The sequence below is a fragment of the Nocardia sp. CS682 genome (assembly GCF_004634405.1).
Lineage (GTDB): Bacteria > Actinomycetota > Actinomycetes > Mycobacteriales > Mycobacteriaceae > Nocardia > Nocardia ninae.
Window position 1 is genome coordinate 2,065,450 of record NZ_CP029710.1, and the last position, 23,154, is coordinate 2,088,603.

Here is a 23,154-nt window from a genome sequence, read left to right on the forward strand (position 1 = left end):
GCAATGAACGATATTGCGTAGTCGAAGGAGGATGGGCATGCGGGTTCTGGCATTGGGCGGCGCGGGAGCGATGGGGTCGGTGGCGGTGCGGACTGCGGCAGGCCTACCCGGCGTGCAGGAGATCATCGTGGCCGACCGCGACGTGGTCGCGGCTCGAGAAGTCGTCGACAGGTCGTCGGGTTCAGGCACCGAACTGCGGGCCTGCCGGGTCGACGTGACCGACCGCGCGGCGCTCTACGACGCACTCGGCGAGGTCGATGTTGTGCTCAATACCGTTGGCCCGTATTACCGTTTCGGCCTGACGGTGCTGCGGGCGGCGATCGACACCGGGACGCACTACCTCGACATCTGCGACGACTGGGAACCCACGATGCAGATGCTCGAATACGACGCCGACGCGCGCACCGCAGGCGTCTGCGCGATCGTCGGAGTCGGCGCGAGTCCAGGGGTGAGCAACCTGCTGGCGGCCCGCGCCGCTCGCGAACTCGACCGCGTCGAGGACATCTACACCGCCTGGCCGGTGGACGTGCCCGGTGCCGGCAGTTCGGACGGGCTCGAGCTCACAGGCCCGAACGGGTTGCCGACCGCGGCGGCCGTGCACTGGATGCAGCAGATCAGCGGGGCGATCACGGTGGTCCGGGCGGGACAGCTGGTCCAGGAACCGCCGTTGCAGCCCGTGCCGTTGACGCTGCCCGGCGGCCGCATCGGCACGGCCTACACCGTCGGCCATCCCGAACCGGTCACCCTGCACTGGACTCTGCATCCGGCCGGACGCATGGCGAATCTGATGGTCGTCACACCCGGCACCGCGGCCTTCCTGGACGTGCTGCGTACCGATATCGACAAGGGTGCGCTCACCAACGAAACCGCAGCAGCTGAGTTGGCCGCGCCCACCCTGTGGCGTGGCCTGCGCTCGATGGCGCGGTCCCGGCGCTTCGCCGCACCGGGGAATCTGCCGCCGTTCTTCGCCGTCGCCACCGGTAGCAAAGATGGTGTGCCGCTGTCGATCCTGGCTCATATGGGCTCCGCGTTGATCGACAACATGGCGGAGGCGACGGGAATCCCGTTGGCGCTCGGGCTTTCTCAGCTCGTCGACGGTGTGGCGATACGGCCGGGAGTACATCCACCCGAGGCAATCCTCGAGGCCGACCGGTTCTTCGACGACCTCGGCAGATATACCTGCGGCGTCGTCATCGAACAGGCACCGCTCGCCTCGGCCACAGTCGCTTCCAGCGGGTGACGACGCACCGCCGCCGGACAGCCGAATACCGCACTGGCACCTGCACGTTCCTGCTTTCCGAGCCGCAGGTCCTGGTTAGTGAGTACGGTCGCGATCATGGCGAATGATGTGTTGGTACTGGGGGCCGGAGTCATCGGACTGACCACCGCGGTGTGCCTGGCGGAGGAGGGGCATCGGGTTCGGGTGTGGGCGGAACTGCCGCCGGAGCGAACGACCTCGGCGGTGGCGAGCGGGTTGTGGGGACCCGGCGCCACGGCACGGGATCTGGCGTGGAGCCGCGTCACGTTCACCGAGTTCTCCCGACTGGCCGACGATCCGGCGTCGGGCTTGCACTTCGAACGCGGACTTCAGGTTTCGCGGTTCTGGTCCGAACCGCCCGCCTGGATCGGCGAGCTGGCCGACCTGGAAATGTGCGCCCCCGACGAGCTGCCCGACGGCATGCTGATCGGCTTCCGGAGCACCGCCCCGTTGATCGATCTGCCGCGCTACCTGCGCTACCTGACCGGTCGGCTGGCGGCGCGGAACGTCACGGTCGAGCAGCGGACGGTGCGCGCTCTCACCGAGGCCGCGGCCACCGCCCCCATCGTGGTGAACTGCACCGGCGTCGCAGCGGCCGCACTCACCGGCGACGACATGCAACCGGTCCGCGGGCAGCACGTGATCGTCCGCAACCCTGGCATCACCGACTTCTACGTCGAACTCGGCGCGCCCACCGAATGGGCCGGAATCTTCCCGCACGGCGACCGCCTGATCCTCGGCGGCGTGCGCCAACGCGGCGAGTGGAGCCTCGACCCGGACCCCGAGGTGGCCGACCAGATCCTGCGCCGCTGCATCGCCGTCGAACCGAAACTCGCCGCCGCGGAGGTGATCGGCCACGAGGTCGGCCTCCGCCCCGGTCGCGTCGAAGCCAGGCTCGACGAGGAGCGCGTCGGCGAGTGCAGGATCGTGCACAACTACGGGCACGACGGATGGGGTGTCAGCCTCTCCTGGGGCAGCGCCCGCGAGGTCGCGCGGATGCTCGCCGACTGATCCGGCCGCCAGGCCCGCAAGCCTCGTCAGGAAAGTAGAAAGCCCCGGTCAGCTGAGTGACCGGGGCTTCGACAAGAGCGGATGACGGGATTTGAACCCGCGACCCTCACCTTGGCAAGGTGATGCGCTACCACTGCGCTACATCCGCGTTCGCATCTCGAATACTCGGTGATGCGAGATGGAACTTTAGCCGATGCGCGGCGGAAAATGCCAATCCGCGATCATGCGGCCTGTTCGGCGGCCGCGGGTCTGCGGCGCAGGCCGAGTCCGGCGGCGGTCAGGCAGGCCAGCGACACGACCACGACGAACCAGGGGAACACCGCGCTCAGGCTCCAGGTGGTGGCGGCCCAGCCGGCCAGGATGGTCGGCAACGCCATGGCGGTGTAGGCGAGCAGGTAGTACGCCGACATGGTTTCGCCCCGCTTGTGTTGCGGCACAACCTCGGACAGGTGGCGCAGCGATCCGCCGAAACCGAGCCCGAAGGTGGCGCCGAGCAAGACACCGGCCAGCAGCACCACGACCCAGTTGCCGGTGTGCAGGGCGGGCACGGTGAGCAGCAGCGCCACCGCCATCCCGGTGTCGCCGCCGATGGCCGCGCGCCGGGCCGGAATCTTGGTCGCGAAAAGCTGCGAGGTGGCACCGGCCAGCGCGGTCGACGCGACCACCGCGCCGCCGAAAACCAAGTTGTGGATGCCGGTTTCGGCCGAGGCGAGCGACGGGTACAGCGACAGCAGCACGCCGAGCACCGACCAGGCCGCCATCACGCCGAGCGCGGAGAACCAGAAGTCGCCGCGAATCTCCGGCGGCACAGACGGTTTCGCGATCCGGATCCGGCCCGGGATGCGGCCGGTGTGCGGTTCCTCCAGCGCGATGACACCGATGCCGATGAGCAGGCAGACGACGGTGATGACGACGTACGGCAGGCGCAGCGGGTGCGGCGCGTACTGCGCGAGCAGGGCCGAGCCCAGAATCGCCACGGCCATACCGACATTGAAGGCCACCCCGGTGAGCTGACCGGATCGCGCGCCGTGCTTGGGCCGCAGATCCAGCAGGGCCGCCGCACCGGCGACCACCGTCGCGCCGACCGCGAAGCCGTGCAACGCGCGCGCCACCAACAGCATCGCGACATTGTCGGCCAGCAGGAAGACCGCGAGTCCGGCGATCATCGTCACGAAAGCACCGAGCAGCACCGGCTTGCGGCCGACCACGTCGGAGATCTTGCCCGACACCAGCACCGCGCCCAGGGCCGCGAACGCGTACACGGCGAACACGAAGGTCGTCGTCAGCGGCGAGAAGTGCCACTCCTGCTGGTACATGCCGTACAGCGGGGCCGGTACCCCGGAGACGCCGAGCGCCACCCCGCCCGCGGCCAGCACCAGGCCGTAGGCCCAGCGCTGTGAGGTCTGCTCGTCGACGGCGGGCAGCACTGTCGCTGTCATCGAAACTCCGATCCGGTAGGTTTGATGATGATCGAACCGCGTACGACACTACAGCTGGTATGACGATCATCAAACCATGGAGTGAGGTAGATCATGACCGAAGCTAAGGAAGCGGCAGTCGCGGCCCCACCGGTGGCTGCGCTGTCCACCGTGCTCGGCGCGATACAGGACCCCATCCGCCTGGAAATGGTGCGGCGGCTGAGCAACGCAGGCACCGCGGTCCGCTGCAACGAGCTCTACGACGTGATCAACAAGTCGACCGCGACCCACCACTTCAAGATCCTGCGCGAGGCAGGGGTCATCGAGCGGGTGATCGTCGACGGTCAGATCTGGCAGCGGCTACGCGCTCGCGACCTGGAAACCGCACTCCCCGGCGTGGTGTCCGCAGTCGTCGAAGCCGCCAATCGCGCGACTACGGACTGACTCCCGCTTCGCCGGGTTCGGGCGCCGAGCCACGGGCGGACAGCAGGTGGTCAGCGACGGGTCGGTGCGACGACAGCCCCGCAGGCGAAGGCTCGACACGACGACTTCCCGGCGACTCCGTAGGAGACGGTCGCCGCGACGACTACTCGGCGCACCGTAGCCGACGACGGGTCAGCCTTCGACCAATCTCCGCACCGCGGCAGGCAATTCGCGGGTGCGCTTGTACGGCCCCGCAACCGACGCGGCAAACGGACGTCCCAGCAGCGTGCTGGCGATAGCCGACACCTCGTCGGTGGTCACCGCGTCGATCCGCGCCAACGTCTCCGACACGCTCCGATGGTTGCCGTAACTGAGTTCGCTGCGCCCGATCCGGTTCATCCGAGACGCGGAATCCTCCAGCCCCAGCACCAGCCCACCCCGCAACGAACCCTTGGCCCGGGCGCATTCGGCATCCGTGATCCCATTGGCGGCAACCTCTTCGAGCACCCCGCGCGCCAGAGTGGCGACCTTGCCGAGATTCTCCGGCTGACAGCCGATGTACACCGAGAACGCGCCGGTATCGGCGAAGGTGTCCACGCTGGAGTACACCGAGTACGCCAGCCCGCGTTCCTCCCGGATCCGCTGGAACAGCCGGGAACTCAGCCCGCCGCCGACCACCGTGTTGAGCACCGAGAGCGGCCAGCGCCGCTCCCCTTCGTGCCGCCCGAAGGCGCGCACCCCGAACGCCAGGTGCGCCTGCTCGCTGTCGCGGTGGCTCCAGTGCAGTTCGGGATCGCCGGCCGGCCGGAACCGCCCCTCGCGGCGCTTGGCGGGCGTGGCCGCCGGATCGAGCCGATTCTCGAACGCGCGGTGCACCAACTCCACCGTGTGCTCGTGTTCGACATTGCCCGCGACCGCGACGACCATCCGGTCCGGCCGGTAGCGCCGCAGGTGGAAACCGCGCAACTGCCCGGCGTGCATGGACTCGATGGATTCGATCGAGCCGATCACCGGCCGCCCGATCGGATGGTCACCGAACAGCGCGGACAGGAACGCGTCGCCGACCAGGTCCTCCGGGTCGTCGTCGCGCATGGCGATCTCTTCGAGCACCACCTGCCGTTCCAGGTCGACGTCCTCGGCGCGGCACAGGCCGTTGAGCACCACGTCGGAGACCATGTCCACGGCCAGCGGCAGGTCCTCGTCGAGCACGTGCGCGTAGTAGCAGGTCTGCTCTTTCGCGGTGAACGCGTTGAGCTCACCGCCGACGGCGTCCATCGCCTGCGCGATGTCCAGCGCCGTTCGCGTCGGTGTCGCCTTGAACAGCAGGTGTTCGAGAAAGTGGGCCGCACCGGCGACGGTGGGGCCTTCGTCGCGCGAGCCGACGCCCACCCAGACGCCGATCGAGGCCGAGCGCACGCCCGGCACATGTTCGGTCACCACGCGCAGTCCGCCGGGTAGCACGGTGCGCTGTACGCCGGGGTCGGTCATGTTGGCTCGCAGCTCCAGTGACGAACCCCCCTGCTCGCGTCGGAGCAGAGGGGCTGTCGTCTTCTTCGTCGTCACAAAGACAAGTACTACTCGGTCGCTGCCGCGCCCGCATCAACGGTGTCGGCTTCGGCCGGCTCTTCGGCGTTCTCCTCGACCGGCACCAGCGAAATCTTGCCGCGGTTGTCGATATCGGCGATCTCGACGCGCAGCTTGTCGCCGACGTTCACCACATCTTCGACCTTGGCGACGCGCTTGCCGTTGCCCAGCTTGGAGATGTGCACCAGGCCGTCGCGGCCGGGCAGCAGCGACACGAACGCGCCGAAGGCGGTGGTCTTGACGACCGTGCCCAGGAAGCGCTCGCCGACCTTCGGCAGCTGCGGGTTCGCGATGGCGTTGATCTGATCGATCGCCGCCTGCGCCGCAGGGCCGCTGGTCGCACCGACGTAGACCGTGCCGTCATCCTCGATGGAGATGTTGGCGCCGGTCTCCTCGGTGATCTGGTTGATCACCTTGCCCTTGGGCCCGATCACCTCGCCGATCTTGTCGACCGGGATCTTGATGGCGGTGACGCGCGGGGCGTACTGGCTCATCTCGTCCGGGGTGTCGATGGCCTCGGCCATGACCTCGAGGATCGCGGTACGCGCGTCGTGCGCCTGGCTCAGCGCACCGGCGAGCACCTGCGAGGGGATGCCGTCGAGCTTGGTGTCGAGCTGCAGCGCGGTGACGAAGTCACGGGTGCCCGCGACCTTGAAGTCCATGTCGCCGAAGGCATCCTCGGCGCCGAGGATGTCGGTCAGTGCGACGTAGCGCACCTCGTCCTCGCCCTTGTCGTTCTTGACCGTGTCCGACACCAGGCCCATGGCGATGCCGGCGACCGGCGCCTTGAGCGGCACACCGGCGTTCAGCAGCGACAGGGTCGAGGCGCAGACCGAGCCCATCGAGGTGGAACCGTTGGAGGACAACGCCTCCGACACCTGACGGATGGCGTACGGGAACTCTTCCTGGCTCGGCAGCACCGGCATCAGTGCCCGCTCCGCCAGCGCGCCGTGGCCGATCTCGCGACGCTTCGGCGAGCCGACGCGACCGGTCTCACCGGTCGAGTACGGCGGGAAGTTGTAGTGGTGCATGTAGCGCTTGCTGGTCTCCGGGCCGAGCGAGTCGACCTGCTGGGCCATCTTCACCATGTCGAGGGTGGTGACGCCGAGGATCTGCGTCTCGCCACGCTCGAACAGCGCCGAACCGTGCGCCCGCGGCACCACGGCGACCTCGGCCGACAGCGCGCGGATGTCGGCCAGACCGCGGCCGTCGATGCGGAAGCCGTCAGTCAGGATGCGCTGGCGCACCAGCTTCTTGGTGACCGAGCGGAACGCGGCGCCCAGCTCCTTCTCGCGACCGGCGAAATCATCGCCGAGGCGAGACAGCACGTCGAGCTTGATCTCGTCGATCTTCGCTTCGCGCTCTTGCTTGTCGGCGATCGAGAGCGCCTCGCTCAGCTCACGCTTGGCGGTGCCCTCGACGGCCTCGTAGACATCGGTCTCGTACGGCGGGAACAGCGGGAACTCGCCGGTCGGCTTGGCGGCCAGCTCGGCAAGGTCGGCCTGCGCCTTGCAGAGGCGGGCGATGAACGGCTTGGCGGCCTCGAGGCCCTCGGCCACCACGGCCTCGGTCGGCGCCTGCGCGCCACCCTCGATCAGCGCGATGACCTTGTCGGTGGCCTCGGCCTCGACCATCATGATCGCGACGTCACCGGACTCGACCACGCGGCCCGCGACGACCATGTCGAACACGGCGCCCTCGAGCTGCTCCACGGTCGGGAACGCGACCCACTGGCCGTCGATCAGCGCGACGCGCACGCCGCCGACCGGGCCGGAGAACGGCAGACCGGCGATCTGGGTGGACGCGGACGCGGCGTTGATCGCCACCACGTCGTACAGATCGTTGGGGTCCAGGCTCATGATCGTGACGACGACCTGGATCTCGTTGCGCAGGCCGTCGACGAACGACGGGCGCAGCGGGCGGTCGATCAGGCGGCAGGTCAGGATCGCGTCGGTGGAGGGGCGGCCCTCGCGACGGAAGAACGAGCCCGGGATGCGGCCCGCGGCGTACATGCGCTCTTCGACGTCGACCGTCAGCGGGAAGAAGTCGAACTGGTCTTTCGGGTGCTTGCCCGCGGCGGTGGCGGACAGCAGCATGGTCTCGTCGTCCAGGTACGCGACGACCGAACCGGCGGCCTGACGGGCCAGCCGGCCGGTCTCGAAGCGGATGGTGCGGGTGCCGTAGCTGCCGTTGTCGATCAGCGCGACGGACTCGAACACACCGGGCTCGACCTCTACGGCCGAGGACTTGCGTTCAGTTGTTTCGGACATTCTCTTCTCTCAACCTCTCGTCTTCGCCGGATCGAGCGCCCAACGGCGCGATCCGACTCTTCGTCAGCCATACCTGGTACGGACGCGCGGCAACCATCCTGGCCGCGGCGCGCACACCCGGCCGAATCCCCTTGGATCGCGGCGACGCGGAGGCGGTCATCGATCGAAGCCCGCCGGCGGTATATCCCCTGCCGGGAGGCCACTACCGAAGACCGACGCCACGCAGGCGGGTGCATACGGCTGTGCAATGTTGTCGTGTATCGGACCGCCGATGACAAAGCGGTCGCCCACATACACGAATAGCCAACGGGGAGATTGTACGTCTCCCCGCTGGCCGGGTCTCCGGCTACCTCGGGTAGCCGGCGTGTGGAGCGATCAGCGGCGCAGGCCGAGACGCTCGATCAGCGAACGGTAGCGCTGGATGTCGTTGGCGGCCAGGTACTTCGAGAGCCGACGACGACGACCGATCAGCGCGAGCAGACCGTGCCGGGTGTGGTGATCGTGCTTGTGCACCTTCAGGTGCTCGGTGAGGTCGGAGATCCGCTTGGACAGCAGCGCGATCTGGGCCTCCGGCGAGCCGGTGTCCTTCTCGTGCAGGCCGTATTCCTTGAGAATCGCCGACTTCTGCTCAGTGGTCAGAGCCATGAGGCATCCACTCCCTATTTCAGTCCCGCGCTCGAATGTCCGGTTACCCGGGATGGGTGCCACCGCGGACCGCAGCAAACCCAAGGATCTACCTTACCGGATCGCATTCGCTGGGCCGAATCGGCTAGGTGATCGCCGGCCGCGAGGGCACTGAAATCGGCTACCGGTCGTCCACGGCGGCGAGGATCTTGCGGGCCTTCTCCACGTCACGCTGCATGTGCTCGATGAGTTCGTCCACCGAGTTGAACTTGCGCTGACCGCGCACGTGATCGACGAAATCGACCGCGACGTGCTGGCCGTAGAGGTCGGCCTCGCCGTCGAGCACGTAGGCCTCGACGGTGCGGGCGCGGCCGGAGAAGGTGGGGTTGGTGCCGACCGAGATGGCGGCCATCGCCCGCTCGCCCGGGGTGACGGTGCCGATGGTCGGGCCGGGGCCGAGCACGGTGAACCAGCCTGCGTACACGCCGTCGGCCGGGATCGCGGCGTGCATCGGCGGCGCGACGTTCGCGGTCGGGAAGCCGAGCTGACGCCCACGACCGTCACCGTGCACCACCACCCCCTCGACCCGGTGCGGACGGCCGAGCGCCTCGGCCGCGGCGGCCATGTCGCCCGCGTCGACGCAGGCGCGAATGTAGGTGGAGGAGAAGGTGACCGCGTGCTCACCGAGCAACTTGACGCCGTCGACCTCGAAGCCCCAGCGGCGACCGAGCTCACGCATGGTCTCGATGGTGCCCGCGGCTTTCTTGCCGAAGGTGAAGTTGTCGCCGACCACGACCTCGGCCACATGCAACCGCTCGACCAGCAGGTCGTGCACGTAGCGCGCCGGGGTCAGCTTCATGAACGTTTGCGTGAAAGGCATCACGCAGAACACGTCGATGCCCAGCTCCTCGGCCAGTTCCGCCCGGCGGGTCAGCGTGGTCAGCTGCGCCGGATGCGAGCCGGGGCGCACCACTTCCATCGGGTGCGGATCGAACGTCATCAGCACCGCCGGGACACCGCGCGCGGCCGCCGATTTCACAGCTCGGCTGATCAGCTGTGCGTGACCGCGGTGCACACCGTCGAACACACCGATCGTGAGCACACACCGACCCCAGTCCGCGGGCACGTCGTCCAGACCTCGCCATCTCTGCACAGTCGGCAGCTTATATCGCGCAGCTGAACGGGGTTCGACCGAAGCCGGGTGCCTGGGTCACGCGATGCTTCCGGTGGCGTGTACGCGTGGTGAATCCCGAGTTTCCCCGTGCGGCGAGCTGTGTCAATCGGCAGGCATGTGCTTAAGCTCGGGTATGTGCCCGGTAAACGAGACATCGCCACCCGCCGTGAGCTAGCCGACGCTGCCGCGCCGACCCCGGCCACCGGCGGCACCGCGACGATCGCGCCGGTGCTCTCCTCGGTCGCCCAGGACTATCTCAAGGTGATCTGGACCGCACAGGAGTGGTCCCAGGAGAAGGTGTCGACCAAGCTGCTCGCCGAGCGCATCGGGGTGTCCGCGTCCACCGTCTCCGAGGCCGTGCGTAAGCTCGCCGACCAAGGGCTGGTCGAGCACGCCCGCTACGGTTCGATCACCCTCACCGAGGGCGGGCGCCGGGCCGCGATCGCCATGGTGCGCAGGCATCGGCTGATCGAGACGTTCCTGGTCAACGAGCTCGGCTACGGCTGGGACGAGGTGCACGACGAAGCCGAGGTGCTCGAGCACGCCGTCTCCGAGCTGCTGATGGCGCGCATCGACGCCAAACTCGGCTACCCCGACCGTGATCCGCACGGTGACCCCATCCCGTCGGTCGACGGCGCCGTGCCCACCCCACCGGCCCGTCAGCTCAGCGACTTCCGCGCGGGCGAGTCCGGGCGGGTGGCCCGTATCTCCGACTCGGACCCCGACATGCTCCGCTACTTCGACTCCGTCGGCATCGCGCTGGACACCACCATCACCGTGCTGGAACGCCGAGACTTCGCCGGCACCATGGCAATTCGAATCGGCACCACCGAAACACCCACCGACCTCGGCAGTCCCGCTGCCGAAGCCATCTGGCTCACCGCTTAGTCGTCCAACGGGACATCAGGGAGCGGCTGGTCACACGTCCGCGCCACCATGCCCCGTTCGATGGCGCGGTCAGCAGTTGAAGTACTTCTGCAGGCGGGTGGGGACGCCGTCGGCGGAAGCTTTTGTCCAGCAGACGTTGTGGGGGAAGTAGACGTAGGTGGCCCAGCCGTCGGGGGTGTGGCGGACGATGCGCTGGGTGTCGCCGGGGGCGTCCCAGGCGATGATCGCCCAGTTGCCGTCGCATTCGGTGACGGTGGCGTTGTGGCTGCCGAGCTCGCCGATGTCGTCGAGGTCATGCACGATCGTCTGCGCGGCGCACGGGGCGGGCAGGTTCGGTTCCTGGAAGCGCAGTTCGCCTGCGGCGAGCTCACCGTCGCGGACGAGGAAGAGGCTGTGCATCCCCTCGGGGACCGGGGTCGTGCCGGGTGGTGGGGTGCCCATGCCGAAGTGGTAGCAGCCGATCGGGACCGAGAAGGTGGCGGCGCCGTTGCCGTCGGTGACGGCGTCTCGGCGGAGCACTTCGGTGCTGCCGAGCGGGATGTCGCGCTTCGCCGGGTCGCAGGGCTGGATCAAGCTGAGGTTGACCGGCACGTTCGGGACCGGCGTGCCCGAGAGGGTTCGCGTCCGGATCACCACGGTGCCGGTGCCCTGCGGTGGATTGCCGGGCGGCGGCGGCACGATCTGGGTGGGTGCGGTGGTGGGTACGTTCGGCACCGACGTGACAGTAGGCACGGTCGTCGACCGATCCCGCGACGGTGTCGACGGCTCGTCACCATTCCCACCGCAGCCCGCCGCCAGCACCGCCACCGCGATGACCGCTAACCCCTGCTGCACCATTCTGCGGACAACCATCGCCCTCACCTCCCGATCAGGCCATCAGATACTCGACCTATCGCCGTAACCCACGCCATGGTTACCCCAGGTAAATCCCCATACCCTCTTTGATTCGAAATCGTCCACGAGTCCATCGAGTGGCACCTAGTGGAGACCCGTCCTCGCACACTGCCGCAGCCATGTGCCACTCACCGCCGAGTGCAGGGTGCGCGGCGCTTGCCCCATGGATTTGATCCGGCGAATCAGGCCGGCAGCGTCCTTGGGTCCACAGTCCGCCGGACAGCGGTGGAGCGCCGTTCGATGTGGGCGTCGCCCGTTTGTGGTGAGTTACTTCGAGCAAGCAGGGAATTCGCGTAACAGCCGAAGCTCAGAGCGGGAGCACGACCAGCCCGGCGGCCACGAGCAAGACTCCAGTCCCGTTCGACGGGAGCGGCGCTGCTGCCGGGTTCGATCAGGTGTACGTGGGCGCGGATCAGGTTGTGCGGGTGCGGTTTTCGTCGGAGGTGGCCAACCACCAGAAGATCGGCGGCAGGACTACTTCGATGGCGGTGAGGACGATCTGGAACCAGTGCGGCCAGCCGTAGACGGCCACGGAGACGGCGCGGCCGACGGCGCCGAGCAGGAAGATGCCGGCCAGCCAGCGGATCACGGTCGACGGGATCGGGGATTCGCGGGCCGCCCAGATCCAGGCCGCGCCGTAGCCGACGAAGATCGCGCCGAAGAAGCGGCTCTGACTGTCGGCGGTGACGCCCGAATCACCCATGTCGGGGACTGCGTCGTTGCCGAGTGCGATGTGGAGGAAGCCGATCGCCACGCAGGCGACTCCCATCACCATGGATAGCCATTTGAGTATTGCAGCCATGTGTTTCTCCCCGGAGGTGTGCGAATACCGCTGGTGCGCAGTGAGTTCCGCCAGCCATCCGCTAGTAGATGACTGTCTACTAAGAGACCCTACGACGCCTAGTAGACAAACGTCAACTAAGCTTTTCCGGATGAGTACTCGCCGCCGCCTCTCCCCCGACGAGCGCCGCAAGGTGCTGCTGGAAGCCGGTGCGCGGCTGTTCGCCGAACGCGCCTACGACGCGGTGCTGATGGAGGACGTCGCGGCGGCCGCCGGAGTGTCGCGCGCACTCCTCTACCGCCACTTCCCCAGCAAGCGCGACCTGTTCGCGGGCGTCTACGAAGAGGCGGCCGACCAACTGCTGGTCGCAACAACTTTCGACACCGAACGGCCCCTCGCGGAGCAACTCGCCGCCGGGCTGGACACCCACTTCGACTACTTCGAAGCCAACGCCCACAGCGTGCTCGCGGCCAATCGCGTGCTAGCAGGCGATCCTACGATTCAGGCGATCATCGCGGGCGAGCTCGGCGAGCTACGCCACCGGCTGCTGGACGTCATGGGCGTCGAAGGCACCACCCGAACCCAGGTGTCCTCGATCCTGATGAGCTGGTTGACCTTCGTCCGTGTCCTCACCGTGGAATGGTTGGAGAATAAACACTTCTCCCGCGCGGAGCTGCTCGACATCAGCGTCGGCGCACTCCTCGGTGCCCTGCACCCGATCCTCGGGGCAGAGTTTCCGCCGGCCGGGCAGGTGCTCGATGCGGGGAACCCGGCCTGAGCCACCACTTTTCGCCCCCGAAGCGCCGATCTCGACCGGACCGCGCGAGAAGTGTCCGCGCAGGCCGGGGGCTGCGGCTACCGACCGACCCCGGCGCCATCAGGCCGCGGCAGGTCTCGAACCAGCTAGCCGCCAACCATCCGCTCCCACTCCGCAACGCCAGGATTCGCACCGAACGCCGAACCGCTGGGTCGCGGCCTACAGGTTCGACGGGCGGACGACCATGACGGATGCCGCGCGCTTGCCGCTCTCCTGGAGCAGGGCGATCGCGCGCCCCTCCTGGTCGATGGCGGCGTAGACGCCGGGCAGGCCGATGGGGTCCAGCCAGCGGCCGTTGCGGAGGTCGTTGGCTTGGGCTTCGTCGATCTCCCGGTGCGGGAAGGCGGTTCGGACCGCCTCGTCCATGTCGAGGCTGAGCAGGGAGTCCTGGGATTCGGCGGCGGTGGCCAATTCGTCCAGGGTGCGGGCGTGTTCGAGGGTGAACGGGCCGACTCTGGTGCGGCGCAAAGCCGTCAGGTGGCCGCCGACGCCGAGCGCGGCACCGAGGTCGCGGGCCAGGGCGCGCACGTAGGTGCCGGAGGAGCATTCGACGAGCACGTCCAGGTCGACGAACGCGCCGTCCTGGATGTCACGGCGGGCGAGGATGTCGAAGCGGGACACGGTGACCGGGCGGGCGGCCAGCTGCACGTCTTCGCCTGCGCGGTGCCGGGCGTAGGCGCGTTCGCCGTCCACTTTGATCGCGCTGACGGTGGCGGGCACCTGTTCGATGTCGCCGGTGAGTTTCGCCGTGTGCGCGGCGATGTCGGTATCGACGAGGTGCAGGGCCGGGGTGGTCGACAGCACTTCCCCCTCGGCGTCGTCGGTGGTGGTGGCCTGACCGAGGCGGACGGTCGCGGTGTACGCCTTGGTGGTGAGCGTGAGCAGGCCGAGCAGTTTGGTGGCGCGTTCCACACCGAGCACCAGCACACCGGTCGCCATCGGGTCGAGGGTGCCCGCATGGCCGATCTTCTTGGTGCGCAGCAGCTTCCGGCACTTCGCGACGACGTCGTGGCTGGTCCAGCCGCCATCCTTGTCGACGATCAGCAGTCCGCCGAGACCGTTCATCAGTCGAGCACGATCGCGGTGAGGATGAACCCGTCGGCGATCAGCCAGCGGCCGTCGAACGAAAGCAGCGGCACCCCACCGTCGTTCGTCTGTCCGGGCACCAGCAGCTTGCTGTGGAAGGTGCCCTGACCGGAAGTGCCTGAGCTGTCTTGGATCTCGAAGGTGATGTGCGCTTCCTCGAAGCCGAGCCAGCGTGCGGTCAGCGGCCACCACGCCTTGTAGGTCGCTTCCTTCGCGCAGAACAGCAGCCGGTCCAGGTGCAGCGCGGAACCGGTGGACCGCAACCACTCCCGCTCCGGCGGCAGACTCACCGAATCCAGCACACCCTCGGGCAGCTCCGCATGCGGCTCGGCATCGATCCCGATGGACCGGAAACGCATCTTGTGCGCCAGCGCGGCGGCCCGATACCCGTCGCAATGGGTAAGGCTGCCGACGACGCCGCGCGGCCACACCGGCGCGCCCCGCTCCCCCTTGCCGATCGCCACCTGCGGCTCACCGAGCTCCGCCAGCGCCAACCGCGCGCAATACCTGGCCCCGATGAAGTCGCGCCGCCGCTTCTCCACCGCCTTCGCGATGAGATGCTCCTCGGCCGGATGCGCCTTCAGGTCCTCCGGATACTCCAGCAGCTCAGCCGACGCCACACCGGCGGGCAAAATGTTCTCGATCATTGCCGTCGAGCCTAGACGAGGCGCAGCACGCTCCCACAACACGTCCCGACACCCGCCGACGGTCATCCACCGGCCTGCGGCGACCTCGGTGGGCCGGGCGCCGCTCGGCCAGCGAGCCGGTCAGCTTTCCGCGCGGCTGGATCGCGAGAGTTCCAACCCTCGACCAGCCGGTGCGGCGCGCCTCCGGCCTGCGCGCCGCCCCGAGGTATCGAGGGACGCCCAGCGCTCGAACACCGTGGCGGCGCTGAGCTCTGCCGGATGCGCGCCGGCCGGCGGCACACGATGGACAAGCTGGGACGCCTGCCCATCGGTGGCCGCCGAGCCCTACGGTCGAGACTGGTCAGCGAGCCCCGCACTCGCCAGGGGCCGCTTCGGTGCCTCGTCACCGGGGGCGGGTGCTCAGATTCCGCGGCGGCGTTGGGCTTTGGCGCGCATTTCCTCGGCGGCGGCTTCCATTTCGGGGGTGACCTTGAAGTGGCCGCCCCAGTCGTTCAGCGAGCCCGGCGGATACTCGGGGGCCGGAAGGATTTGGCGGAGGAGGCGTTCGGGGAGGCCGCGGCGTTGCCATTCGCGCGGATAGCCGAGGGACACCTCTTCGAAGCGGACGCCGTCGTAGTGCGAGGTGCGCGGGATGTGCAGGTGGCCGTAGACCGAGCAGACCACGTTGTAGCGGGTGTGCCAGTCGGCGGTCAGTTCGGTGCCGCACCAGAGCGCGAACTCGGGATAGAACAGCACGTCGGTGGGCTGGCGGACCATCGGGAAGTGGTTGATCAGCACCAGCGGCGTGCCCTCGGGCAGCGCGTCCAGCTTGCGCTTGGTGAACTGCACGCGGGCGTGGCACCACGCGTCGCGCGTCAGGTAGGGGTCCGGGGAGAGCAGGTATTCGTCGGTGGCCACCACATTGCGGTCTCGCGCGATGGCGAGCCCCTCGGCCTTGGTGGTGGCGCCTTCCGGCAGGAAGGAGTAGTCGTACAGCAGGAACAGCGGTGCCAGCGTCACCGGCCCGCCGTACTGCTCCGCGCCCGCACCCTCCCACACCGGGAACGGGTCCTCCGGGGTCAGCACGTCGAGGTCCCGGCAGATCGACACGAGGTAGTCGTAGCGGGCGACGCCGGTCATCTGCACCGGGTCCTTCGCCGTCGTCCACAGCTCGTGATTGCCGGGCACCCAGATCACCTTGGCGAACCGGCCGCGCAGCAGCTCCAGCGCCCACCGGACGTCGTCGGTCTTCTCCCCCACGTCCCCGGCCACGATCAGCCAGTCCTCCGGCGAGTCGGCGTGGATCTGCTCGACTACCGGCCGATTCCCCTGGTGTCCGACATGAATGTCGCTCACCGCCATCAACTTGGGTATCACCACACCTACCTTGGCACACCTCCGCTGCCCCGCGCCCGTCACCCCGCCGCCGCCCTGTTGCTCACCAGACGGCGAGCACTCCTCGAGACCCGTCGGAGATCAAGGTAAGGCCGGGACCATGGTCGACGGGACACGGTGGCGGCAAAGCGCAAGTGGGGCCGTCGGCATGCCCCGTTCGTCATGAGCGGTGCCCTGCTACCGGTGCGGCTGTGCTTGCCGCGCCGACTGTGATTGCCGCGCCGGTGGTGCTCGCGGTGCTGGCGGTGGGTGCTGTTGTCGGGATCGAACGCTGGTTGCCGCAGGCGCGGTTGCGCCGGCGGCGTTGGCGCTCGGCGCGGTCCAGGTCTCGGCAGCCCGCCTATACCTGTTGCCGCGGAATTTCAGCGCCGATCTGCGCCCACCGACCGGACCAGGCTCGCCAAGAGACCGCGACCAACCGCAGCATCATGAAGGCGACCAGCCCGGACCAGATTCCGGCGATGCCCCAGTCGAAGACCAGGGAGAGCCAGATGGCGGGCAGGAAGCCGAAGACGGCGGCTGCGAGAGTACTGGTGCGCAGGTAGGCGGCGTCGCCCGCGCCGAGCAGGACGCCGTCCAGTGCGAAGACGATGCCTGCCACGGGGATGATGCAGACGAAGAACCACCAGGCGACATGGGTGCGGTTCAGCACGTCGGGGTCGTCGGTGAACAGTCTCGGGATGAGCGCGGCGCCCGCGGCGAAGCAGGCGGCCAGGGCGAGGGCGAAGATCTCGGACCACCGGGTGACCCGGGCGGCCAGCCCGCGGGCCCCACGCGCGTCACCCGCACCGAGGGCCGCGCCGACGAGGGTTTGGGCGGCGATGGCGAGCGAATCCAAGGTCAGGGCAAGGAAATTCCACAGCTGCAGGACCAACTGGTGGGCGGCGACAGAGGCCGCGCCGAAACGGGCCGCAACGGCGGCGGCCGAGACGAAGCACGCTTGAAAGGCGAGACTGCGAGCGATCAGATCACGACCGAGCACCAGCTGCGCACGCATCACCGACCAGTGCGGAACAAGCGAAACACCTTCCCGAACAAGGGCATTCAGAAACAACCCGGCCATCACCAGCTGACCCGCAACGTTCGCGACGGCGGACCCGGGCAACTCCCACCGCGGCGCCCCGAACCATCCGTGCACCAGCACCGGACACAACACCGCCGAAACACCCAGCCCGGCAACAACATAGACGAGCGGCCGCCGAGTCTCCTGCACCCCGCGCAACCACCCGTTGCCCGCCATGGAGATCAAAATCAGCGGCACCCCGAACAGTGCGACCCGCACCCACACCAACGCCTCGTCCGCGATGTCCCCACCGCCGGAGATCGCATTGGTCAGCGGCACCGCGAAAACCTGCACCAGCAGCAGAATCAGCGCACCGACCACGATCGCCAACCACGTCGCCTGCACCCCCTCGGCCACCGCACCACGTTCATCCCCCGCCCCGTGCCGACGTGCCGCCCGCGCGGTCGTCCCGTACGACAGGAACGTCAGCTGCGAACTCACCTGCGCCAGAATCAATCCCCCGACCGCGAGCCCGGCCAACGCCAACGCGCCGAGCCGCCCCACCACAGCAAGGTCGAACAGCAGATACAGCGGCTCGGCCACCAACACCCCCAGCGTCGGCAGCGCAAGCCCGAGAATGCGTCGGGGTCCCACCCCGGCCGCCGAATCCGCCGCCGTGGCAACGAGGGCCGCGTCGCCGGCTCCCTTGGAAACGTCCGCCGCCGCGGCACCGAGCGCAGCGTCCCCAGCTCCCCCGGAGACGTCCGACGCGGCGCCAACGAGCGCAGGGTCCTCGGTTCCGCCGGAGACCTCCGCACCGCCCGAGCTCATCGAACCCACGAAACCTCCCCGTCGCCGCCTACGAACCTGACCACGCGAGACTTTGCCACGAGCCACCGACAAACGAACGAGGCAGCCTCACCCGAGAGCAGCCAGCAACCCGGCAACCAGATCGTCCGGATGTCCATACGCCGTGTACCCAGCAGCAAATCGATGGCCACCCCCACCGAGCGCGGTCGCTATCTCCGCGACATCCACCCCGTCGTCCGCCCCCGGCCGACTGTCCCTGGCCCGCAACGACACCGTCCACCGATCGGCGACGCTACTGGATTGCTTGAACACCGCGGCGATCCCCGCCTCCGAAGTGGTGCGGACGATGTCGATGACACTCTCCGCCTCCTCGGAACTCACCCCGGCGATGTCCTCACGCCGCACGACCGCATAGACCAGCCCGATACCACCGTGCACCCCCGGCTCGAGCTGCGCGGTGCTCAGCACCCGGGACAGCATGGTCAACCACCCGAACGGATGCGTATCCAGCAAGGCCCTGGCAATCTCGGCACTATCGATACCGGTGGCGAGCAGCCGCTCGGCCAACTCGTGCGTACCGGGTCGAACCCAGCGAAACGAGCCGGTGTCGGTGACCAGACCGGCGTAAAGACAGTGCGCCACTTCGGCATCGATCGGCACACCCCACGCGTCGAGCAGCCGCACGATCAAACTGGTCGTCGATTCCGCGCCGGCGTCGATCACGTTGATCGACCCGAACCGGGTATTGGACCGATGATGGTCGAGCACCAAAGTGTTTGCAGCGCCGCACATCCGATCGGCCAGTGCACCGAGCCGCCCGGCACTGCCGCAGTCGACCGCGACCAGCAGATCGACCTCCGCGGGCACCTCGCCGGGCGCCACCAGGTGCTGCACACCCGGCAGCGACCGCATCGACTCCGGCAGCTCGGCGGGTTCGGCGAACGACACCCACACCGGGATCCCGCGCCGATGCAGGACCAGCGCCAGCGCGAGACCACTACCGACGGTGTCGGCATCCGGTTGCACATGGCAGAGGATGGTGACCGAGCGGGCGGCGTTCAACGCCTCGACGGCAGATTCGAGGTCGACCGCGTCCCGCATCGTCGTCATCGTCTACCGCATGTCACTCTGCATCGTCGCGTTCGACCTTGTACGGGTCGGCGTCGCCGGCGTGCCTGGCGTTGGCCGCCACTTTCGCCACCTCTTCGTCCGCGGCCTTGGCCCTGGCCAGCAGCTCTTCCATGTCCTTCGCGACCTCGGGCACCTTGTCGAGCACGAACGCCAGGGTCGGCGTGAACTTCACGCCGGTGCCCGCGCCCACCTTCGAGCGCAGCACCCCCTTGGCTTTTTCCAGGCCTGCCGCGGCGCCCTGGTAGTCCGGTTCGGTGTCCAAGGTTTCGCCGAGGACCGTGTAGTACACCGTCGCCTCACGCAGATCGCCGGTGACCTTGGCATCGGTAATGGTCACGAAACCCAGCCGCGGATCCTTGATCTCATATTCGATCGCGGTCGCCACGATCGAGGAAATCCGCTTGGCGAGTCGGCGTGCCCTGGCTTGATCCACCATGGCTGAACCTTCCTCACTCTGTCTATTGTCGGTGGAACCAACGGTCCACCGTTATCAGTCTTCGGGCCCGAAGATCCTGCGGCGTACTGCCAGCAACTGTAACTCCGGACGTGCCGCGACATGCCGCTCACAACGGTCGAGTACCTCGGTCAGGTGATCCATACCGGAACTGACCAGGGCAACCCCCAGCAATGAACGGCGATAGCGGTCTTGCTCCCCGCCCTCGGCGGCACTCACGCCGAAGCGCTGCAACTCGGCCAGGATCGGCCGGATCACGGAACGCTTCTCTTTCAGTGAATGCACGTCGCCGAGCAGAAGATCGAACTCGAGTGCCCCCAGGAACACCTACGCACCTCTTTGTGTCGAAAGGCACGAGCTCCGAGCAGCTCGCCGCGCACGCCACGCCGAGCGGGTAGCCCGGCGTGACGTGCGGTCGAGAACTCAGTCGCGCGGCTTCTCGCGCAGCTCGTAGGCCTGGATGATGTCGCCTTCCTTGATGTCGTTGTAGGTCAGCGTCAAACCGCATTCGAAGCCCTCACGGACCTCGGTGACGTCGTCCTTTTCCCGCTTCAAGGAAGAGATCGTGACCGTTTCGGCGATCACCACATTGTCCCGGAGCAAGCGCGCCTTGGCGTTGCGCTTGACCGAGCCCTCGAGCACCATGCAGCCGGCGATGTTGCCGACCTTCGACGAACGGAAGATCGCGCGGATCTCGGCGCGGCCCAGGTCGACCTCTTCGTAGATCGGCTTGAGCATGCCCTTGAGGGCCTTCTCGATCTCGTCGATGGCCTGGTAGATCACCGAGTAGTAGCGGATATCCACGCCTTCGCGGTTCGCCAGCTCGGTCGCCTTGCCCTCGGCCCGGACGTTGAACCCGATGATGATCGCGTTCGACGCCGACGCCAGGTTGACGTTGGTCTCGGTGACACCACCGACACCGCGGTCGATGACCCGCAGGCGGACCTCGTCGTCGATCTGGATACCGAGCAGCGCCTCTTCGAGTGCCTCGACGGTACCGGAGTTGTCGCCCTTGAGGATCAGGTTGAGCTCCGAAGTCTCCTTCAGTGCGGCATCCAGATCTTCCAGGCTGATCCGCTTGCGGCTGCGTGCGGCCAGCGCGTTGCGCTTGCGCGCATTGCGGCGGTCGGCGATCTGGCGAGCGATCCGGTCCTCGTCGACCACGAGCAGGTTGTCACCGGCGCCCGGTACCGACGTGAAGCCGATGACCTGGACCGGCCGCGACGGCAGCGCCGCGGTGACATCCTCGCCGTGCTCGTCGACCATGCGACGGACGCGACCGTAGGCGTCGCCCGCCACGATCGAGTCGCCGACGTGCAGCGTGCCGCGCTGGATGAGCACGGTCGCCACCGGGCCACGGCCGCGGTCGAGGTGCGCCTCGATGGCGACACCCTGTGCGTCCATGTCCGGGTTGGCCCGCAGGTCCAGCGCCGCGTCCGCGGTCAACAGCACCGCTTCGAGCAGCGCGTCGATGTTGGTGCCCTGCTTGGCGGAGATGTCGACGAACATGGTGTCGCCACCGTATTCCTCGGCAACCAGGTTGTACTCGGTCAGCTGCTGCCGGATCTTGTCCGGGTTCGCGCCTTCCTTATCAATCTTGTTGACCGCCACCACGATCGGCACGTCGGCCGCCTGCGCGTGGTTGATCGCCTCCACCGTCTGCGGCATGACGCCGTCGTCGGCGGCGACCACCAGGATCGCGATATCGGTGGCCTTCGCACCACGGGCACGCATGGCGGTGAACGCCTCGTGACCCGGGGTGTCGATGAAGGTGATGAGGCGGTCGTTCTCGCCCAGATGAGTCAGCACCTGGTAGGCGCCGATGTGCTGGGTGATGCCACCGGCCTCGCCCTCACGGACGTTGGCCTTACGGATCGTGTCGAGCAGTCGAGTCTTACCGTGGTCGACGTGACCCATGACGGTCACCACCGGCGGACGCTGTTCGAGATCGTCTTCGCCGCCCGCGTCTTCGCCGTAGGTCAGGTCGAACGACTCCAGCAGCTCGCGGTCCTCGTCCTCCGGGCTGACCACGTGCACGACGTAGTTCATCTCGCTGCCGAGCAGCTCGAGGGTCTCGTCGTTCACCGACTGGGTCGCGGTGACCATTTCACCGAGGTTGAACAAGGCTTGGACCAAGGCAGCGGGGTTCGCGTCGATCTTCTCCGCGAAGTCCGAGAGCGAGGCGCCACGGGCGAGCCGGATGATCTCGCCGTTGCCGCGAGGCAGGCGAACGCCGCCGATGGCGGGCGCTTGCATGCTCTCGTACTCGGCGCGCTTCGCCCGCTTCGACTTACGGCCACGACGCGGCGCGCCACCGGGACGACCGAACGCACCGGCCGCACCGCCACGACCACCGGGACCACCCGGACGACCGCCGCCGCCACCACCGGGGCGACCGCGGAAACCACCGGGAGCGCCACCGGCACCGGGCGCACCCGTGCCGGCACCGGCGCCACCACCGGGAGCGCCGCCGCCGCGGTAGCCACCGCCACCGCCGCCGCCGGGACGACCTGCGCCGCCACCGCCGCCGGGACGACCGCCGGGGCCACCCGGACGACCGGCGCCGGGTCCACCGGCACCGCCCGGACGTGCCGCACGAGACGGCATCGCACCGGGGTTAGGACGAGGAGGCATCGAGCCGGGGCTCGGACGCGGTCCGCCGGGACGGGGACCACCCTGGCCGGGAGCCGGACGTGCGCCACCCTGCGCCGGCGTGCCGGGTCGCGGGCTGCCCTGGGCCGGACCGGGACGGGGACCGCCCTGAGCCGGACCCGGACGCGGGCCACCCTGGCCGGGTGCCGGACGCGGCGCGGGCCGCTCGGGAGCCGACGAATACGGATTGTTGCCGACGCGCGGGGTCTTCGGACCCGGACGCGGACCCGAGCCACCGGGGCGCGGGGCACCCTGTGCCGGAGCACCGGGACGTTGCTGCTGCTGACCCGGGCGCGCCGCGTTCGGCGTCGGGCGGGGCCCGGCCGGTGCGGGCGCCGAGCTCGCGGTTGCCTCGGTGGACGCCGCGGCGGCGGGTGCCGCCGGTGCGGATTCCTGAGCAGCGGCGGGCTTGGCCGCCGGGGACGGCGTCGGACGTGCCGCGGGTCCCGGCTTCACGGCCGGTCCCTCGCTGGTCCGCGGGGCGCTGGCCTCACGGACGGTTTCCTGAGCCGCTGCGGCCGGGGCGGGCGCGGGAGCCGGCGGACGGGGACCCGGACGCGGGCCGCCTCCTGCGGGCTTCGCGGCCGGACGGGCCGACGAGGACGGGCCGGGGCGTGATCCCGACTTGTTGCCGTTCGCGGGGGCTGATTTCGTTGCGAACGACTCACGCAGTCGACGTGCGACGGGAGCTTCCACCGTCGAGGACGCCGACTTCACAAACTCGCCCTGCTCCTTGAGCGTTGCGAGTAGTTCCTTGCTTGTGACACCGAGCTCTTTAGCCAACTCGTGCACGCGGGCCTTGCCTGCCACTGCTCTCCTCACTGAGAGGTCGAGCAGGTGCTCCCGTTGTTCAGG

20 protein-coding genes and 1 tRNA gene are annotated in these 23,154 nt (G+C 68.5%); 5 read left to right on the forward strand and 16 right to left on the reverse strand.

Going from position 1 to position 23,154, the window contains the following annotated elements; all coding sequences use genetic code 11:
• The first annotated feature begins 37 nt into the window (after positions 1–37).
• On the forward strand, positions 38–1,240 hold the full coding sequence (locus tag DMB37_RS09150) for a saccharopine dehydrogenase family protein (RefSeq protein ID WP_135232327.1): 1,203 nt from the start codon (positions 38–40) through the stop codon (positions 1,238–1,240).
• Between the two features lie 96 nt (positions 1,241–1,336).
• Positions 1,337–2,269: an FAD-dependent oxidoreductase gene (locus DMB37_RS09155; protein ID WP_135232328.1), complete on the forward strand. Its 933-nt coding sequence runs from the start codon at positions 1,337–1,339 to the stop codon at positions 2,267–2,269.
• Positions 2,270–2,345: 76 nt separating this feature from the next.
• Here DMB37_RS09155 and DMB37_RS09160 read toward each other — a convergent pair.
• Together DMB37_RS09160 and DMB37_RS09165 are read right to left on the reverse strand one after the other, a co-directional pair.
• A tRNA-Gly gene (locus tag DMB37_RS09160) sits at positions 2,346–2,417 on the reverse strand.
• 73 nt (positions 2,418–2,490) lie between these two features.
• Positions 2,491–3,708 (reverse strand): MFS transporter, encoded by a 1,218-nt coding sequence (locus DMB37_RS09165; protein WP_135232329.1) that lies wholly within the window; start codon positions 3,706–3,708, stop codon positions 2,491–2,493.
• A 93-nt stretch (positions 3,709–3,801) separates the two neighbouring features.
• Between DMB37_RS09165 and DMB37_RS09170 the strand changes: the two genes are divergently transcribed.
• Complete coding sequence (locus tag DMB37_RS09170) at positions 3,802–4,131, forward strand: helix-turn-helix transcriptional regulator (RefSeq protein ID WP_135232330.1); 330 nt, start codon at positions 3,802–3,804, stop codon at positions 4,129–4,131.
• 171 nt (positions 4,132–4,302) lie between these two features.
• Here DMB37_RS09170 and DMB37_RS09175 read toward each other — a convergent pair whose 3' ends face one another.
• The 4 genes from DMB37_RS09175 to DMB37_RS09190 form a co-directional block, all read right to left on the reverse strand.
• The gene (locus tag DMB37_RS09175) at positions 4,303–5,598 is read right to left on the reverse strand and encodes a pitrilysin family protein (RefSeq protein ID WP_240772314.1); all 1,296 of its coding nucleotides are present in this window, start codon (positions 5,596–5,598) and stop codon (positions 4,303–4,305) included.
• 86 nt (positions 5,599–5,684) lie between these two features.
• Positions 5,685–7,964, reverse strand: coding sequence for a polyribonucleotide nucleotidyltransferase (locus DMB37_RS09180; RefSeq protein ID WP_107658272.1), 2,280 nt, complete (start codon positions 7,962–7,964; stop codon positions 5,685–5,687).
• 375 nt (positions 7,965–8,339) lie between these two features.
• Positions 8,340–8,609: a 30S ribosomal protein S15 gene (rpsO, locus tag DMB37_RS09185; RefSeq protein ID WP_014986888.1), complete on the reverse strand. Its 270-nt coding sequence runs from the start codon at positions 8,607–8,609 to the stop codon at positions 8,340–8,342.
• A gap of 160 nt (positions 8,610–8,769) precedes the next feature.
• The gene (locus DMB37_RS09190) at positions 8,770–9,741 is read right to left on the reverse strand and encodes a bifunctional riboflavin kinase/FAD synthetase (protein WP_135232331.1); all 972 of its coding nucleotides are present in this window, start codon (positions 9,739–9,741) and stop codon (positions 8,770–8,772) included.
• 240 nt (positions 9,742–9,981) lie between these two features.
• Between DMB37_RS09190 and DMB37_RS09195 the strand changes: the two genes are divergently transcribed.
• Entirely contained in the window at positions 9,982–10,650 is a 669-nt protein-coding gene (locus DMB37_RS09195; protein WP_135237450.1) for a metal-dependent transcriptional regulator, read from the forward strand.
• A 69-nt stretch (positions 10,651–10,719) separates the two neighbouring features.
• Here DMB37_RS09195 and DMB37_RS09200 read toward each other — a convergent pair whose 3' ends face one another.
• Complete coding sequence (locus DMB37_RS09200; RefSeq protein WP_240772315.1) at positions 10,720–11,502, reverse strand: hypothetical protein; 783 nt, start codon at positions 11,500–11,502, stop codon at positions 10,720–10,722.
• A gap of 454 nt (positions 11,503–11,956) precedes the next feature.
• A complete protein-coding gene (locus DMB37_RS09205) occupies positions 11,957–12,346 on the reverse strand; it encodes a DUF4345 domain-containing protein (protein ID WP_135232332.1) in 390 nt (129 codons plus the stop codon).
• A gap of 130 nt (positions 12,347–12,476) precedes the next feature.
• Between DMB37_RS09205 and DMB37_RS09210 the strand changes: the two genes are divergently transcribed.
• Positions 12,477–13,103, forward strand: a complete 627-nt coding sequence (locus DMB37_RS09210; RefSeq protein ID WP_135232333.1) for a TetR/AcrR family transcriptional regulator — start codon at positions 12,477–12,479, stop codon at positions 13,101–13,103.
• A gap of 198 nt (positions 13,104–13,301) precedes the next feature.
• Here DMB37_RS09210 and truB read toward each other — a convergent pair whose 3' ends face one another.
• The 8 genes from truB to infB all read right to left on the reverse strand — a co-directional run bounded on the left by truB (position 13,302) and on the right by infB (position 23,109).
• Complete coding sequence (truB, locus tag DMB37_RS09215; protein WP_135232334.1) at positions 13,302–14,207, reverse strand: tRNA pseudouridine(55) synthase TruB; 906 nt, start codon at positions 14,205–14,207, stop codon at positions 13,302–13,304.
• Positions 14,207–14,875: a 4'-phosphopantetheinyl transferase Npt gene (gene npt, locus DMB37_RS09220; protein WP_135232335.1), complete on the reverse strand. Its 669-nt coding sequence runs from the start codon at positions 14,873–14,875 to the stop codon at positions 14,207–14,209. The genes truB and npt overlap by 1 nt, the downstream gene beginning before the upstream one ends.
• Before the next feature lie 399 nt (positions 14,876–15,274).
• The gene (locus DMB37_RS09225; RefSeq protein WP_370465404.1) at positions 15,275–16,216 is read right to left on the reverse strand and encodes a metallophosphoesterase; all 942 of its coding nucleotides are present in this window, start codon (positions 16,214–16,216) and stop codon (positions 15,275–15,277) included.
• A 373-nt stretch (positions 16,217–16,589) separates the two neighbouring features.
• Positions 16,590–18,083, reverse strand: a complete 1,494-nt coding sequence (locus DMB37_RS09230) for an MATE family efflux transporter (protein WP_135237452.1) — start codon at positions 18,081–18,083, stop codon at positions 16,590–16,592.
• A gap of 87 nt (positions 18,084–18,170) precedes the next feature.
• Positions 18,171–19,172, reverse strand: coding sequence for a bifunctional oligoribonuclease/PAP phosphatase NrnA (locus tag DMB37_RS09235; protein WP_135232337.1), 1,002 nt, complete (start codon positions 19,170–19,172; stop codon positions 18,171–18,173).
• Positions 19,173–19,185: 13 nt separating this feature from the next.
• Positions 19,186–19,629 carry a 30S ribosome-binding factor RbfA gene (gene rbfA / locus DMB37_RS09240; protein ID WP_107658279.1) on the reverse strand — a complete coding sequence of 148 codons (444 nt, stop codon included), beginning with the start codon at positions 19,627–19,629 and terminating at the stop codon, positions 19,186–19,188.
• 54 nt (positions 19,630–19,683) lie between these two features.
• Entirely contained in the window at positions 19,684–19,974 is a 291-nt protein-coding gene (locus DMB37_RS09245; RefSeq protein WP_107660755.1) for a DUF503 domain-containing protein, read from the reverse strand.
• Positions 19,975–20,070: 96 nt separating this feature from the next.
• On the reverse strand, positions 20,071–23,109 hold the full coding sequence (gene infB / locus DMB37_RS09250; protein WP_135232338.1) for a translation initiation factor IF-2: 3,039 nt from the start codon (positions 23,107–23,109) through the stop codon (positions 20,071–20,073).
• Positions 23,110–23,154: the final 45 nt, after the last annotated feature.

What these genes read in the sequence shown, in the direction of transcription:
- DMB37_RS09150 (WP_135232327.1), top strand. Translation starts at nt 38, where the DNA reads ATGCGGGTTCTGGCATTGGGCGGCGCGGGAGCGATGGGGTCGGTGGCG.
- DMB37_RS09155 (WP_135232328.1), top strand. Translation starts at nt 1,337, where the DNA reads ATGGCGAATGATGTGTTGGTACTGGGGGCCGGAGTCATCGGACTGACC.
- DMB37_RS09165 (WP_135232329.1), bottom strand. Translation starts at nt 3,708, where the DNA reads ATGACAGCGACAGTGCTGCCCGCCGTCGACGAGCAGACCTCACAGCGC.
- DMB37_RS09170 (WP_135232330.1), top strand. Translation starts at nt 3,802, where the DNA reads ATGACCGAAGCTAAGGAAGCGGCAGTCGCGGCCCCACCGGTGGCTGCG.
- DMB37_RS09175 (WP_240772314.1), bottom strand. Translation starts at nt 5,598, where the DNA reads ATGACCGACCCCGGCGTACAGCGCACCGTGCTACCCGGCGGACTGCGC.
- DMB37_RS09180 (WP_107658272.1), bottom strand. Translation starts at nt 7,964, where the DNA reads ATGTCCGAAACAACTGAACGCAAGTCCTCGGCCGTAGAGGTCGAGCCC.
- rpsO (WP_014986888.1), bottom strand. Translation starts at nt 8,609, where the DNA reads ATGGCTCTGACCACTGAGCAGAAGTCGGCGATTCTCAAGGAATACGGC.
- DMB37_RS09200 (WP_240772315.1), bottom strand. Translation starts at nt 11,502, where the DNA reads ATGGTTGTCCGCAGAATGGTGCAGCAGGGGTTAGCGGTCATCGCGGTG.
- DMB37_RS09205 (WP_135232332.1), bottom strand. Translation starts at nt 12,346, where the DNA reads ATGGCTGCAATACTCAAATGGCTATCCATGGTGATGGGAGTCGCCTGC.
- DMB37_RS09210 (WP_135232333.1), top strand. Translation starts at nt 12,477, where the DNA reads ATGAGTACTCGCCGCCGCCTCTCCCCCGACGAGCGCCGCAAGGTGCTG.
- truB (WP_135232334.1), bottom strand. Translation starts at nt 14,207, where the DNA reads ATGAACGGTCTCGGCGGACTGCTGATCGTCGACAAGGATGGCGGCTGG.
- npt (WP_135232335.1), bottom strand. Translation starts at nt 14,875, where the DNA reads ATGATCGAGAACATTTTGCCCGCCGGTGTGGCGTCGGCTGAGCTGCTG.
- DMB37_RS09225 (WP_370465404.1), bottom strand. Translation starts at nt 16,216, where the DNA reads ATGGCGGTGAGCGACATTCATGTCGGACACCAGGGGAATCGGCCGGTA.
- DMB37_RS09230 (WP_135237452.1), bottom strand. Translation starts at nt 18,083, where the DNA reads ATGAGCTCGGGCGGTGCGGAGGTCTCCGGCGGAACCGAGGACCCTGCG.
- DMB37_RS09235 (WP_135232337.1), bottom strand. Translation starts at nt 19,172, where the DNA reads ATGACGACGATGCGGGACGCGGTCGACCTCGAATCTGCCGTCGAGGCG.
- rbfA (WP_107658279.1), bottom strand. Translation starts at nt 19,629, where the DNA reads ATGGTGGATCAAGCCAGGGCACGCCGACTCGCCAAGCGGATTTCCTCG.